Genomic DNA, 13,824 nt, shown 5'->3' on the forward strand with positions numbered 1-13,824 from the left:
CCCGGTGATGGTGTTCCTGCACGAGGGGCTCGGGTCGATCGCGATGTGGCGCGACTTCCCGGCCCGCCTGTGCGAGGCCCTGGGCCTGCGCGGCCTGGTGTACTCGCGGCCCGGCTACGGCCGCTCGACGATGCGGGCCCCCGATGAGCGCTGGACCCCGGACTATCTCCACCGCCAGGCGCATGAGGTGCTGCCCGCGGTGCTGGCCGGGCTGGGCATCGACTCGCCGCCCTGGCTCTTCGGCCACAGCGACGGCGGCTCCATCGCGCTGCTGCATGCGGCCCGGCGGCCCACCGCGGGCGCGATCGTCGCGGCGCCGCACATCGTCGTGGAGTCGCTCTCCATCGACGGCATCCGGGACACCGTCGCGGCCTATGAGCGCGGCCCGCTGCGCGAGCGCCTGGCGCGCTTCCATGACGATCCCGACTCGCCCTTCCACGGCTGGAGCGACTGCTGGCTCAGCCCCGCGTTCCGCGACTGGTCGATCGTCGAGGAGACCCGCGCGATCCGCTGCCCGCTGCTGGCGATGCAGGGCGTCGACGATGAATACGGCACGCTCGAGCAGATCCGCGGCATCGCCCGCGCGGTGCCGCGGACCCGCCTCTTCGAGATCCCGGCCTGCGGACACTCGCCGCACAAGGACCGGCCCGCGGAGGTGATCGCCGCGGTCCGCGAGTGGCTGGCCGAGGTCGGCCCCGGCGCGCCGCGCTGAGCGGTGTCGCGGTGCCCCATGCACGCGCACTGCCCATCCGGATTTACACGGAGGTCGCCACACTCGTTGGCGAGCGAAGTGAAGGGCGCGTGAGTCGCCCATCGCGCGCCTCGGGCGGCTGGCGCCACGTCGGACCGCCACGCGCGCGGTGGCCCGCCGCCGGCACTTCCCGTGACGATGCGTTTGCGCGGCCGTTTGCGCCCGCGTGCGCGCCCGGACCGCGCAAGTCCTGGCCCCGTCATGCCGACCCGCGTCCCCACGCGCCTTAGGGAAACAACCACCCCCGCACCGGGGGGGAGGCACGGCCCGACCCCCTCCTGCGAACCGTGACGGGAGTCACAGAATCGACCCGCCCGAAGGCCGCCCTCCCGCCGGCCGACAGCAGTCGCGGCGACGTCCGTCATCCCGGTGCGCCGCCGCTCGAGTCCAGGTGGTCATCCCACCTTCATCCCGAAGAAGGACGCAGCAATGTTCAAGAAAGTCTGTTTGGTCGCGGCGGTGTTCGGCGCGATGGCGTCGGCCCATGCCGAGCAATACACCCTCATCAACGAAGGCTTCGACACCACGGTCGTCAACGGCGGCACGGTGCTGGCGCCCGACCGCCTGGGCGCCGCCGACTGGCGCTTCATCAACCTGAATTCGCCGTCGGGCGCGGTGCCGGGCTGGACGCAGGGCCTGGAGTCCAACTTCCCAGCACAGGCCGGCGCCGGTGAATCCTTCCTGCAGGCGCGCTGGGCGGCCGGTCCGGACGGCGGCTCGCTGGGCAGCTGGCTGATCACTTCCGCCTTCTCGACGGCCTTCGACACGCAGGTCTCCTTCTGGGCCCGTGGCGGCGTCGACGGCAACTACGCCGACGACCTGACCTATGGCCTGGTGGACGCCGCCGGCGACCTGGCCAGCCTGCTGCCGGTCGCCACGATCACCGCCACCCTCGGCGAGTGGAGCCGATACACCTTCACGATCGCGGGCCAGGGCACGGGATCGAGCGCGCGCTTCGCCCTCGGCCACGTCGGCGCCGTCGACACCTCCGACATCGCCGCGGTCGACAGCCTGGTGGTGGCGCAGGTGCCCGAGCCCTCGAGCTGGGCGCTGGCCGGCGTCAGCCTGCTGGGCCTGATGGCCGCCCGCCGCCGTCGCGCCGCGCGTTGAGCGCCGACGCGCGCTTCCCGTTTCCCGATCCCTTCGAGTCATCTCCGCAAGGACAACGACCATGATCACCCGCATCTCCCTGGGCCTGGCGATCGCCGCGGCCCTGCCGCTGGCGGCGCAGGCTCACGAAGCCGCCGCGCCGGCGACCGCCGCTCCCGCCGCCCCGTCGGCGCCCTCCGCCGCGCCCGTCATGGCGCAGGAGTCCCTCGTCGTCGTGCGCGACGCCGAGACCGGCAAGCTCCGCCCGGCCACGGCCGAGGAACATGCCGCGCTGCAGGCGCAGCTGCCGGCCGCCAAGGCCCGCGTCGCGCTGCGCGCGGTGGCGCTCTCGCCGCAGATGAAGCTGCACAGCAGCGGTGCCACCGGCATCCGCGCGACCGACGAGATGGCGAGCCAGTCCGTCGTCGTGCGCGGTCCCGACGGCAAGCTGATCGAAGCCTGCTTCGCCAGCAAGGAAGAGGCCGAGGCCTTCATGAAGAGCGCCGCCGCCGCCAAGTCGGCCCTGCCCACGGAGTAAGCCATGCCCAAGACCTTCAGCTTCAAGCAGACCCTGCTGCGCTCGGCCGTCGTGGCCGCCCTGTGCGGCGCCGGCCTGGCGCAGGCCGCCACCATCGTCATCCAGAGCCGCGATCCGGCCGGCGTCGGCTTCAACGACACCACGCCGGTCGCGCCGGTGGGCGGCAACCCGGGCACCACGCTCGGCGAGCAGCGCATGTTCATCTACCGCTACGTCGCCGACGTCTGGGAACAGGCGCTGGAAAGCGACGTGACCATCACCGTCAGCGCCGCCTGGGAACCGCTGGCCTGCACCGCCTCGTCGGCGACGCTGGGCAGCGCCAGCGCCTGGAACTTCTGGTACGGCTTCCAGGGCGGCGCGCCCGACACCTGGTACCCGCAGGCCCTGGCCAACAAGCTGGCCAAGGTCAACCTGAGCGAGGGCCAGCCCGACACCACCGGCTTCAACAACGTCGACATCAAGACCCAGTTCAACATCAACCTGGGCAAGGAAGGCTGCCTGACCGGCTCGCCGTTCTACCTGGGCATCGACGGCAACTTCGGCAATGGCGTGAACTTCGTCGAGACGCTGCTGCATGAGCTGGGCCATGGCCTGGGCTTCAGCGTGCTGTCGGTGCAGACCTCGACCGGCAAGCGCATCAACCGCGCCGGCACCGCCTACACCGACGACGGGCTGCCCAGCATCTGGGAGCGCTTCATGTTCGACAACACCCAGGGCAAGACCTGGCTGAACATGACGAGCGCGGAGCGCAAGGCCTCGGCGGTGAACCCGCTGGGCCTGGCCTGGGTCGGGCCCAACGTGGTCGCCGGCGCCGGCATGCTGGCCGCCACGCCGGTGCTGAAGGTCGCGACCGCGGCGCCGGGTTATTCGGGCCAGTACCCCTACGGCACCGCCTCCTTCGGGCCGGCGGTCGGCAGCGGGATGACGCTGGGGTCGATCTCGACGATCGCGCCGGACACGGTCGGCGCGGGCCAGGGCTGCCTGCCGTTCAACGGCGCCGACACGGCCGCCAGCGCCGGCAAGGTGGTGGTGATCGATCGCGGCACCTGCGGTTTCGCGGTCAAGGCCAAGAACGCGCAGAACGCCGGCGCGATCGGCGTGATCATCGCCAACAACGTCGCGGGCGCGGCGCCGGGCCTGGGTGGCAGCGATCCGACGGTCACCATCCCGACGATCAGCGTGTCGCAGGCCGACGGCGTGAAGCTGCGCGCCGCCATCACCGCCTCGGTGCCCTACGGCATGCGCGGCAAGGTGGGCTACGCGACCGGCTCGCTGACGACCGACCCGAGCCGCCGCGCCGGTGCCGACGCGCTGGGCCGGCCCCTGCTGTACACGCCCAACCCGCTGGTGGGCGGCTCGTCGGTGTCGCACTGGGATGTCTCGGCCTCGCCCAACCTGCTGATGGAACCCAACATCAGCCCGGACCTGGGCCTGGTGCTGGTGCCGCCGAAGGACCTGACCAAGTCGCTGCTGAAGGACCTGGGCTGGTAAGCCTGCGGGCGACCTGACGCCCCCAGAAGCCCGGCGCTCGCGCCGGGCTTCGTCGTTCAGGGAGACTGAATGGCTGGGAGGGCCGTCTTCAGGGGGACGATGTCGCCCGAAAAGGCGATGCCATCCGCGATGCGGACGCCTGACGGCCCTGGCGTCGAGGCGGTTGCGTCTTCAAACAAGCGGGGGTGCCGGACTGGCTGATAATCGCGGCCCCGGCTCGCCGGACCCTGGTTTTTTACTGGAAGCATTGATGAACAAGAGTGAACTGATCGAAGGCATCGCCACCAAGGCGGGCGTCACCCGTGCCGTGGCCGCGACCGCCCTGGACGCGACCCTGGAAACCATCACCGAAGCCCTGGCCGCCGGCGACCAGATCGCCCTGGTGGGCTTCGGCACCTTCAAGGTGAGCGAGCGCGCCGCCCGCACCGGCAAGAACCCGGCCACCGGCGAAGCGCTGGACATCCCGGCCTCCAAGGTCGCCAAGTTCACCGCCGGCAAGGCGCTGAAGGATGCGGTGAACAAGTAAGCCTCCCGGCGCTTGTCTCGCGACAACGCCCGCTCCTGCGAGATGCAGGGCGGGCGTTTCTGTTTTCTGGACCGCCGCGTTGGGCTTGACCTCGGCCTGGAGCTACGACGCCGGGGCGTCTGGGGGCCTTGAGGCGGAGCCGCCTTTTCCGATGAAGATCAAGGGCGGGCTGGCAGCGAGGACCTCAGCCTTCGCGGAAGAACTTCAGCGCCGCCAAATCCGGAAACGCCGTGGGCCGCTTGGCCTGCGTCGCCGCGAACGCCTCCATCAAGTTCCTGTTCTGCCAGATCGCCGCCTGCAGCCAGCCCATCTGCTGCAGGCTGTCCTTGACGCCGTGATCGCGCGCGTAGTGGATCGCCTGCTTGCTGCCCCACACCGCCACCGGTGGCTTCTGCGCGATCTCGCGCGCGCACTGCAGCGCGGCCTCGACGCACTCGGCCGGCGTCGGCAGCACGTCGTTCACCAGTCCGACCGCCAGTGCCCGCGCCGCCGGCAGGCGGCGGCCGGTGTAGGCCATTTCCTTGACCACCCCCAGCGGGATCAGCTTGGGCAGGCGCTGCAGCGTGCCCAGGTCGGCCGCCATGCCGATGTTGATCTCCTGGATGCAGAAGAAGGCGCCGGCCTCCGCATAGCGGATGTCGCAGGCCGCCACCAGGTCCACCGCGCCGCCGATGCAGCCGCCCTGGATCGCGGCGATCGTCGGCACGCGCAGGTCGTCCAGGCGGTTGAAGGCCTGCTGCATGTCGGCCAGCAGGTCGACGATCGCGGCACGCCCTTCGGCGCTGCGGTCGTCGAGCTGGATGCCGCCGTTCTGGAACACGTCCAGTGACATGCCTGCGCTGAAATGCCGGCCCGTCGACGAGATCACCAGCGCCCGCAGCGTCGGGCTGCGATGCAGCTGGTCCAGCACCGTCTCCAGCTCGCGCCACAGCTGCGGCGACATCGTGTTCATCGCGTCGGGCCGGTTCAGCACCAGGTGGCCGACGCCGGCGTCTTCGGTCAGGGTGAGGCATTCCATTCGGGTCTCCTTGTTCCGTCCCTGCCGCCGGGCGGGCAGGGGACGGGCCATGCTAGCGGCAGACCCCGCCGCACCGCGTCATCGAGGCGACGCGACCAGCTCCTGCGTCGGGCCGAAGAACTCGTAGCGCAGCTGCGCCTCGGGCACGCCGAGCTGGCGGCCGGCGCGGTAGACCGCCTGCATGAACGGCTTCGGTCCGAGCAGGTACAGGTCGACGTCGCGGTCCTCGGGCAGGTGGCGCGCCAGCAGCGCGTCCGTCACCTGGCCGACCTCGTGCGGCTCGTCGCCTTCGCGCGGCGCGTCGTAGACGTACATGGCCTCGACGTTGCGGTGCGCCGCGGCCAGCAGGTCCACGCGCTCGCGGAAGGCGTGCACGCCGCCGTGGCGCGCCGCGTGGATGAAGCGGATCGGCCGGCCGCTGGGGGCCGCCGACTCCAGCATCGCCATCGCCGGCGTGATGCCGACGCCGCCCGTCACCAGCAGCAGCGGCCGGGTGGCTTGCGGGTCGAGCGTGAACTCGCCCGCCGGCGCCTGCACCTCCAGGCGCGCGCCGACCTCGACGCGGTCGTGCATCCAGCCCGACACCAGGCCGCCGTCCTCCCGCTTGATGCTGACGCGGTACCAGGGCTTGCCCGGCGCGTCCGACAGCGAGTAGTTGCGGCGCACCGTGCGGCCGTCGATGTCCAGCACCAGCGTCAGGTATTGCCCGGGCTGGAACGGCGGGAGCGGCTGGCCGTCGACCGGCTCCAGGTAGAACGAGGTGATCAGCTCGCTCTCGCGCTCCTTGCGCGCGACGACCATCGTGCGTTGGCCGCGCCAGCCGCCCGGCAGCGCGGCGGTGGCGGCGTAGACCTGCTCCTCGGCATCGATCAGCAGCTGCGCCAGCGCGCCGTAGGCCTCGGCCCAGGCGTCGATGATCGCGTCGGTGGCCACCTCGGCGCCCAGCACCTCGCGGATCGCGCGCAGCAGGCATTGGCCGACGATCGGGTAATGCGCCGGCTGCACGCCCAGCGCCACATGCTTCTGGACGATGCGGGGCAGGGCCGGGGCCAGTTCATGGACGCGGTCGATGTGGCTCGCGTAGGCCAGCACCGCACCGGCCAGCGCGCGCGCCTGCGTGCCCTCGGCCTGGTGCGCCTCGTTGAAGAAGGCCTTCAGCTCGGGATGCTCGGACAGCATCACGCGATAGAAGTGGCGCGTGATCTCCTCGCCGCGCGACTTCAGCAGCGGCACCGTGGCCTGGATCAGGGCGATGGTCTGGGGCTTGAACATGAGCGTCGGAACTCCGGATTCGTTGAGGATGACCGTCAGCAATCAGGAATCGTGCCAAGCATGCGGCGTTGGCAGCGGCGCTGCAAGTCATTGAGCCGGCTGGGGTTTCCGCGCTGCACGGTGGACGTGTGGTCGGAATGACCGAGAATCCGCCGCTGTCGAACGGACAACGGAAGTGTCGAAATGACAACGGAAGCGAGGTTTCGCCAATTGCTCGCCGCGGTGCGCGGTCTGGTCCGCTGCGACGCGGCCGCGTTGCTGCGCCTGTTGCCCGAAGAGGGCGAGCCGGTGCTGCAACCGGTGGCCGTGGACGGACTGGCCGAGGAAGCGCTGGGCCGGCGCTTTCCCGCGGCTGCCCATCCGCGCCTGGCCCGCCTGCTGGCCAGCGGCGAGGGCCTGCGCTTCGCCGCCGACGCGGGCCTGCCCGATCCCTATGACGGCCTGCTCGAGCACCAGCAGGAACTGGAGGCCGTCCACGACTGCATGGGCGCGCCGCTGCGCGTCGACGGCCGCGTCTGGGGCCTGGTGACGCTGGATGCGCTCGATCCCCACGCGTTCGACGAGGTGGGTCCGCAACGGCTGGCGGCGGTCGTGCGGCTGCTCGAGGCGGGCCTCGCGGCCGAGGACACGATCGCGACGCTGGCCCTGCGCGCCGCGCGCGAACAGGCGCTGGCGCGGGCGGTGCGGCGCGACAGTCCGCGCGAGCTGCTCGGACGCAGCGCCGCGATGGTCCGCCTGCGCGGCGAGATCGACACCGTCGCGGCCTCCGACCTGACGGTGCTGATCCTGGGCGAGACCGGCGTCGGCAAGGAACTCGTCGCGGAGCGCCTGCATGCCCGCTCGACGCGCCAGGACCGGCCGCTGGTGCAGATCAACTGCGCCGCCTTGCCCGAGACCCTGGCCGACAGCGAGCTCTTCGGCCACAAGCGCGGCGCCTTCACCGGCGCGGTGGCGGACCGGGTCGGCAAGTTCGAGCTGGCCGACGGCGGCACGCTGCTGCTGGACGAGGTCGGCGAGCTGCCGCTGCCGGTGCAGGCCAAGCTGCTGCGCGTGCTGCAGAGCGGCGACGTACAGCGTCCCGGCAGCGATCGCGTGCAGCGGGTCGACGTGCGGGTCCTGGCCGCGACCAACCGCGACCTGCGCGAGGAGGTCGCGCGCGGTCGCTTCCGCGCCGATCTCTATCACCGGCTGTCGGTCTATCCGCTGCGGGTGCCGGCGCTGCGCGAGCGCGGCCGCGACGTGCTGGCGCTGGCCGGCAGTTTCCTGGAGGAGAACCAGCACCGGCTCGGCGCCCGCAACCTGCGGCTGTCGCCGGCGGCGTCGCAGGCGCTGCTCGCCCACGACTGGCCGGGCAATGTCCGCGAACTCGAGCATCTGATCAGCCGCGCCGCGCTGCGCGCGCTGGCGACGGCGGGACGCGGCGGGCGATGGATCGCGATCGAGCCGGAGCACCTCGGCCTGGGCGAGGGCGCATCGACAGCGCGCCCTGCGCCCACCGAGGCCGTCGCCGGGGCCGGCCGGGAACCCGGAATGCCCCGTGATCCGGTTGCGCCGGCGGGCGATTCGGCGCCGGGAGTTGAAGCGCATGCCACGGGGCCGGGCCTGCGCGCGGCGACCGAGCAGTTCCAGCGCCGCTGGATCGAGGAGGCGCTGCGGCGCCACGGTGGCGCGATGGCCGCCGCGGCCCGCGAGGCCGGCATGGATCGCAGCAATTTCCTGCGGCTGTTGAAACGGCTCGGCGTGGCCGTGCCGCGATAGAGTCGCCCGCTCAGGGCAGGTCACGGACTCACGGGACAGTGAGGCGGACGAGGTACGAGATGACGGCTGACAAGCCAGCAAACGACGGTCAGGACCGAGAGCACGACGACGTCGCCCGCTTGCGCGAGGCAGGCGACGAGGCCTATCGGCGCCTGGTGGAGGGCGTGCTGGACTACGCGATCTTCCTGCTCACGCCGTCCGGCCGGATCGCGACCTGGAACGCGGGCGCGCGGCGCATCAAGGGGTATGAGGCGGACGAGATCATCGGCCGGCATTTCTCGGTCTTCTACACCCAGCCGGACATCGACGCGGCCTGGCCCGACGAGGAGCTGAAGCTCGCGCGCGAGCACGGCCGCTTCGAGGACGAGGGCTGGCGCGTGCGGCGCGACGGGTCGACCTTCTGGGCCAATGTCGTGATCACGGCGATCAAGCATGCAGACGGCGACCTGCTCGGTTACGCCAAGGTCACCCGCGACCTCACCGCGCGCATGGAGCAGGAGCGCGAGCGCCGCCGCATGGCGGAGTTGGTCGAGGAAAGCCGCCGCATGACCGAATTCATCGCGGTGCTGTCGCACGAGATCCGCAATCCGCTGGCGCCGCTGACCAACGTGCTGTCCCTGCTGGACCGCGAGACGCTGAGCCCACGCGCCACCTGGTGCGTCGAGGTCGCGAGCAAGCAGGTGCGGCAGATCAACCGGCTGGTCGAGGACCTGCTCGACGTCAGCCGCGTCACCACCGGGAAGGTGCGGCTGACCATGACACCGCTGGAGCTGGGCGAGGTGGTGCGGGAGGCCGTCGAGGGCATGCGTCCGGCGGCCGAGGCCCGCGAGCATCGCCTGCAGGCCACCTGGCCGACGCAGCCGCTGGCGGTCACGGGCGACCGCACGCGCTTGATCCAGCTGGTGAGCAACCTGCTCAGCAACGCGATCAAGTTCACGCCGCCGGGCGGCACGATCGCGCTGACGCTGCGGCGCGACGACGATGCGGCGGTGATCACCGTCGTCGACAACGGCATCGGCATGACCGCGCAGACGCTGGCCCATGCGTTCGAGCCCTTCTCGCAGGGCGAGGAGCATGCGCGCGGTCACGGCGCGCATGGGGCGCACGGCGGCCTGGGCCTGGGGCTCGCGCTGGTGCGCAGCATCGCGGAACTGCATGGCGGCGGCGCGGCCGCCCACAGCGCGGGCAGCGGGCAGGGCGCGTCGGTGTCGGTCCGGCTGCCGCTGAGCGCCGACGCGCTGGCGGACGAGGCGGCGCACGCGATGAAATGACAAGGGCCGCGGCATCGCGCCGCGGCCCTGGGTCGCGCCCGGCGCCCGAGGCGCCGAACCGATCGCGGCGACTCAGCGCGCCGCGTCGATGCTGGCCGACGTGAACGCCGGATAACCGGCCGGGCGGCCGTTGTTGAGGTTGGTCAGGAAGTTGCCGTCCTTGACCGGCACGTTGGCCGAGCCGTAGTCGAAGCCGTTGAGCAGGCCGCGCATCGTCGCGTTGCTCACGCCGTCGCCGGTCATCGCGGTCCAGCTGACGATCGCCGGCGTGAGCCACTGGCCATACGGGTTCTCGGCGGCGATCTCGTCGGTGCCGGCGAAGCGCATCGCATGCGTCAGCGCGCCGTCCTTGTGATAGACGAAGCGCACGTGCCCGTTCTGCACGGCCAGCGTGCCGACCGCCGCGTTGGTCAGGTCGCCATGCGCGCTGTAGCCGGCATGGGTGACCACGCCATTCGTGGTCCAGATCGCCGCGTGCTCCCAGTCGTGGCGATGACCGCCACCGAGCGCCGTCACCTGGTCCTTCAGGAAATACAGCGCGTAGAAATGGCCGCAATAGACGTTGCCGCCGCTGGTGATGCAGGCGTGGCGATGCAGCGTGTTCGCGTAGTCCAGGAAGTCCGCGCGGCGGCAGCCGGCGGTGATGCCGCCCGAGGTCTTCAGCCCGCCGTTCTGCTGCCCGCTACGGCTGATGCCGGCGCTCGGCAGGCAGCCGTCGGTGTCGAAGTCGAACAGCGGATAGGTCGCTGCGATCGACACGTTCGCCGGCCAGGCCGCCGACAGGGCGGGGAAGTCGTCGGCCCATGCCGACGGCGCGGCGACGACGGTCGACAGGACCAGCGCGGCGGCGGCGCTCAAGCGGCTCAAGCGCTTCGTGTGGTTCATGCGGTTCATGCGATGTCCCCTGGTGCTCAGTTGATGCGGATCTGCAGGCCCGTCGCCGTGTAGGTCGGCGTCGCGGTGAAGCCCTCGACCACCACCTTGTCGAACTTGCCCTTCAGCGTCGCCGCCTGGATCGCCACCACGGTGTCGCCACTGCGCGGCACCGTGCCGGCCTGGAACTTCACCGTCAGCGTGCCGCCGGCGATCACCACGTTGCCCGCCGCGGCCAGGCTGCCGGCGTTGGCGGCGCCCAGGTGCAGCTCCAGCGCGCCGGTCGCGAGCTGGGTGTAGTTCACCACCGCCACCGGCGTGGCCGCCTGCGTCATCAGCGTGCCGGTGTCGACGTAGACATCGCCGGTGCCCAGCGCCTTGGCGCTGTCGGCGCGCAGCACGCCGCCCGAAACCTGCGTGCCGCCGGTGAAGGCATTCGCGCCCGCCAGGGCCAGCGTGCCGCTGCCCAGCTTGGTCAGCTTGCCGGCGCCGCGGATGTCGTTGCGCCACGCGTCCAAGGCCTGGAAGCCGCCTCGGGCCGCATCCATCGTGACGCTGACGTCGCCATCGAAGGCGCCGTAGCCATCGGCCGCGGCGAACAGGTTCAGCCGGCCCCAGCCCTCGGCATCGTCCATGACCGGTGTGCCGGAGGCCAGCGCGGTCGTCTTCAGCACCACGCGGCGCTGGTCGGCGCTGAGGTAGGGCAGGCGCGTCTCCAGCAGCACCTCCGCGCCCTTGGGCACGACCGCCGCCTTGGTGGTGGCGGCGATCGGCGCCAGGCCGAAGGTCATCAGGCGCAACACCGTCGCCTTGTTGGTGGCGTAGTCGGCGTAGGGGTCCTGCGCCAGCGGCAGCGAATGCGCATAGGCCTGCAGCGCTGCGGCGTCCTTCGCGCCGACGGCGCCCATCAGCGCCGTGCGTGCCTGGTCGTAGGCGGCCTGGCGGCCGGACTTGTTGGGATCGGTGGCCAGGTTGGCCGCCGCGGCCGCCACGCCCTGGATGCGACCGCCGATCACGTCCAGCGGCGAATGCATGCCCGCGTAGATGCGGTTCTCGCCCAGCACCAGGGCGCGGGTGACCATCTCCTGGTAGCGCTCGGGCACGAGGTAGGCCATCGCCAGCGCCTTGCGCACGGCTTCCGCGCTGTGGCCGCTGACGAAGCCGCCATCGGTCGTCGGCGTGCCGCTCTTGGCCGGCTCCAGCGCCGGCACCACCTTGACGCTGGCGCTCCAGCGCCAGGGGCGGGCGTACTTGTAGAAGCGCTTGGCCGGCTCCGTCGACGCGTTGTTGCCGATGTTGGACACCAGGTCGATCGCCGCGCCGAAGCCGTGGCTGTTGGCGCTGCCCGCGTTGCCGATGTCGTTGCCCTTGTCGTTGTAGAGCACCGTGGTCGCGTCGGCCCCGATGTCCGTGATGGTGGTGCTCTGCTCGCTGAGCGTGCGCCAGGCCGTCGTCAACGGACCCATGCCGTCGCTGATGCTGTAGCCCTTGCCGCGGCGATCGTCGAGGTAGGCGGCCAGCTCCTGCGCCGGGGTGCGGCGCGCGGTGGCATCGACGACATACTGCACGTTGGCGGCATGGACCGCCGCGTTGAGCACCTTGCCGTCGGTCGCGTCGCCGGGCAGGCCGCTCCAGCTCGATGCGGCCACGGCCGCGAAGCCGTCGCGTGCCGGGGCGCTCGCGCCCGCGTCGACAAGCAGCGTGCTCGGCTGCCAGATGTCCAGGAAGCCCGACACCACGCGCACGCCGGCGTTGGTCTGCAAGGTGGCGTAGCGCGCGTCGCCGCGCTGGTTGCTCGCGATGTTGTCGATGAAGGGCGGGACCTGCGTCTCGTCCTGCACCGCGGCGCTGTCGGTCGTGCCCAGGCCCTGGGGCGCGGCGGGGATGACCAGGGGCTGGTCCTGGCTGTCGTCGTCGTCGGAGGAGCAGGCGCCGAGCAGCAGCGCGGGCACGAACACGGGGAGCAGGGCGAGCAGCAGCGGGCGGCGCTTGGCCGGGAAGGCGGAGAGGGACATCGGTGGTGAGACAAGCGGGTGGGGACGGCGGCGGACTCTAGGGGGGCTCGATGTCGTGCCGATGACAACGCAGTCATATGGCGTTACCCATTCTCACCAGGGCTTGCGGACGAAGCCGGGACACTGCGGCGGTCCAGTGGGGCAGACCACGGATTCACCAGTGTTCATCGAGGTCAAACGGGGGAAATCGTCATGACATCACGGCTTGCGGCGCATCGCCGCGTGTTCCTGTCGCTGCTGGCCGGCGGCTTGCTAGCGGGCTTGCAGCTCACCGCCGCGGCGCAGGGCAACTACCAGCAGACCCACACCGGGCAGGGTACCTTCTACGGCTACGGCGGAGGCGGCAACTGCTCCTTGCCCAAGCCCACCGACATCCTGACCGCGGCGATGAACACCGCCGACTACAACACCGCGCAGGCCTGCGGCGCCTGCATCGAGGTGACCAACCTCAACACGCAACAGAAGGTGGTGGCACGCGTCGATGACCGCTGCCCCGAGTGCGCGCCCGGTGACGTGGACCTGTCGCAGGAAGCGTTCGCGAAGATCTCGCCGATCGAGGCCGGACGCATCCCCATCAGCTGGCGCTACGTGTCGTGCAACGCGCGCTCGGCCAAGCTGTTCTTCAAGGAGGGATCGAGCCAGTGGTGGGCGGGGGTGCAGGTCCGCGATCACGCCGGCCCGGTGGCCTCGCTCGAATACCGGCCCAGCAGCGGCGGCGCGTTCACGACGCTCGGCCGCGAGATGTACAACTACTTCATCGCCCCGAGCGGCATGGGCCCCGGCCCCTACGACATCCGGATCACCGACGTCTTCGGCCAGCAGATGCTGGCCCCGAACGTGACGCTGGCGGTGACGACGGAGATCGACCTCGGCCAGCAGTTCCCGCTGGTCCTGCCGGCGGCGGGCTCGGGCGGATCGTCCGGCGGCGGCGGCACGCCGACGACGCCGACGACACCCGCGCAGCCGGCCACGGTCAGCATCAGCGTGGCCAACGACTGGGGCCAGGGCTACTGCAACAACGTCACCGTGGGCAATCCCAACGCGACGCCGCTGAACTGGACGGTGTCCTTCCCGGTCGTCGGCGCGGTCTACACCGCCTGGAACGCGACGGTGTCGCAGAGCGGCACCAGCGCGAGCGCGGTGGGCGTCAGCTGGAACCAGACGCTGCAAGCCGGCGCGACCACCTCGTTCGGCTTCTGCGCCAATCGCTGAGCGGGACGGG

Annotated in this window: 12 protein-coding genes; 8 read left to right on the plus strand and 4 right to left on the minus strand. The window is 71.3% G+C overall.

Annotated features, from left to right (window positions below; all coding sequences use genetic code 11):
* Window positions 1-7 precede the first annotated feature (7 nt).
* From ACTJKJ_RS13525 to ACTJKJ_RS13545, 5 genes are all read left to right on the plus strand, one after another.
* Entirely contained in the window at window positions 8-712 is a 705-nt protein-coding gene (locus ACTJKJ_RS13525; RefSeq protein ID WP_440820763.1) for an alpha/beta fold hydrolase, read from the plus strand.
* A 468-nt stretch (window positions 713-1,180) separates the two neighbouring features.
* Entirely contained in the window at window positions 1,181-1,861 is a 681-nt protein-coding gene (locus tag ACTJKJ_RS13530) for a choice-of-anchor J domain-containing protein (protein ID WP_440820764.1), read from the plus strand.
* A 61-nt stretch (window positions 1,862-1,922) separates the two neighbouring features.
* Window positions 1,923-2,378, plus strand: coding sequence for a post-PEP-CTERM-1 domain-containing protein (locus ACTJKJ_RS13535; protein ID WP_091724695.1), 456 nt, complete (start codon window positions 1,923-1,925; stop codon window positions 2,376-2,378).
* A gap of 3 nt (window positions 2,379-2,381) precedes the next feature.
* Entirely contained in the window at window positions 2,382-3,869 is a 1,488-nt protein-coding gene (locus ACTJKJ_RS13540) for a PA domain-containing protein (protein WP_091724694.1), read from the plus strand.
* A 250-nt stretch (window positions 3,870-4,119) separates the two neighbouring features.
* A complete protein-coding gene (locus ACTJKJ_RS13545) occupies window positions 4,120-4,395 on the plus strand; it encodes an HU family DNA-binding protein (RefSeq protein WP_091724693.1) in 276 nt (91 codons plus the stop codon).
* A gap of 184 nt (window positions 4,396-4,579) precedes the next feature.
* Here the strand turns inward: ACTJKJ_RS13545 and ACTJKJ_RS13550 are convergent, their stop codons facing one another.
* Window positions 4,580-5,413 carry an enoyl-CoA hydratase-related protein gene (locus tag ACTJKJ_RS13550; protein WP_440820765.1) on the minus strand — a complete coding sequence of 278 codons (834 nt, stop codon included), beginning with the start codon at window positions 5,411-5,413 and terminating at the stop codon, window positions 4,580-4,582.
* Window positions 5,414-5,491: 78 nt separating this feature from the next.
* Window positions 5,492-6,685 (minus strand): NO-inducible flavohemoprotein, encoded by a 1,194-nt coding sequence (hmpA, locus tag ACTJKJ_RS13555; protein WP_297382231.1) that lies wholly within the window; start codon window positions 6,683-6,685, stop codon window positions 5,492-5,494.
* A gap of 183 nt (window positions 6,686-6,868) precedes the next feature.
* Between hmpA and norR the strand changes: the two genes are divergently transcribed.
* Both norR and ACTJKJ_RS13565 read left to right on the plus strand, forming a co-directional pair.
* On the plus strand, window positions 6,869-8,443 hold the full coding sequence (gene norR / locus ACTJKJ_RS13560) for a nitric oxide reductase transcriptional regulator NorR (protein WP_440820766.1): 1,575 nt from the start codon (window positions 6,869-6,871) through the stop codon (window positions 8,441-8,443).
* Window positions 8,444-8,502: 59 nt separating this feature from the next.
* Complete coding sequence (locus ACTJKJ_RS13565) at window positions 8,503-9,714, plus strand: PAS domain-containing sensor histidine kinase (protein ID WP_440820767.1); 1,212 nt, start codon at window positions 8,503-8,505, stop codon at window positions 9,712-9,714.
* A gap of 72 nt (window positions 9,715-9,786) precedes the next feature.
* On the opposite strand, the gene ACTJKJ_RS13570 is transcribed toward ACTJKJ_RS13565, so the two are convergent.
* Window positions 9,787-10,599, minus strand: coding sequence for an NPP1 family protein (locus ACTJKJ_RS13570; protein WP_440820768.1), 813 nt, complete (start codon window positions 10,597-10,599; stop codon window positions 9,787-9,789).
* 26 nt (window positions 10,600-10,625) lie between these two features.
* Window positions 10,626-12,602, minus strand: coding sequence for a phosphatase PAP2 family protein (locus ACTJKJ_RS13575; protein WP_440820769.1), 1,977 nt, complete (start codon window positions 12,600-12,602; stop codon window positions 10,626-10,628).
* Between the two features lie 192 nt (window positions 12,603-12,794).
* Here ACTJKJ_RS13575 and ACTJKJ_RS13580 point away from each other — a divergent pair, with 192 nt between their 5' ends.
* Window positions 12,795-13,814 carry an expansin EXLX1 family cellulose-binding protein gene (locus ACTJKJ_RS13580; protein WP_440820770.1) on the plus strand — a complete coding sequence of 340 codons (1,020 nt, stop codon included), beginning with the start codon at window positions 12,795-12,797 and terminating at the stop codon, window positions 13,812-13,814.
* Window positions 13,815-13,824: the final 10 nt, after the last annotated feature.

Source organism: Roseateles sp. 22389 (assembly GCF_052044995.1).
GTDB lineage: Bacteria > Pseudomonadota > Gammaproteobacteria > Burkholderiales > Burkholderiaceae_C > Roseateles.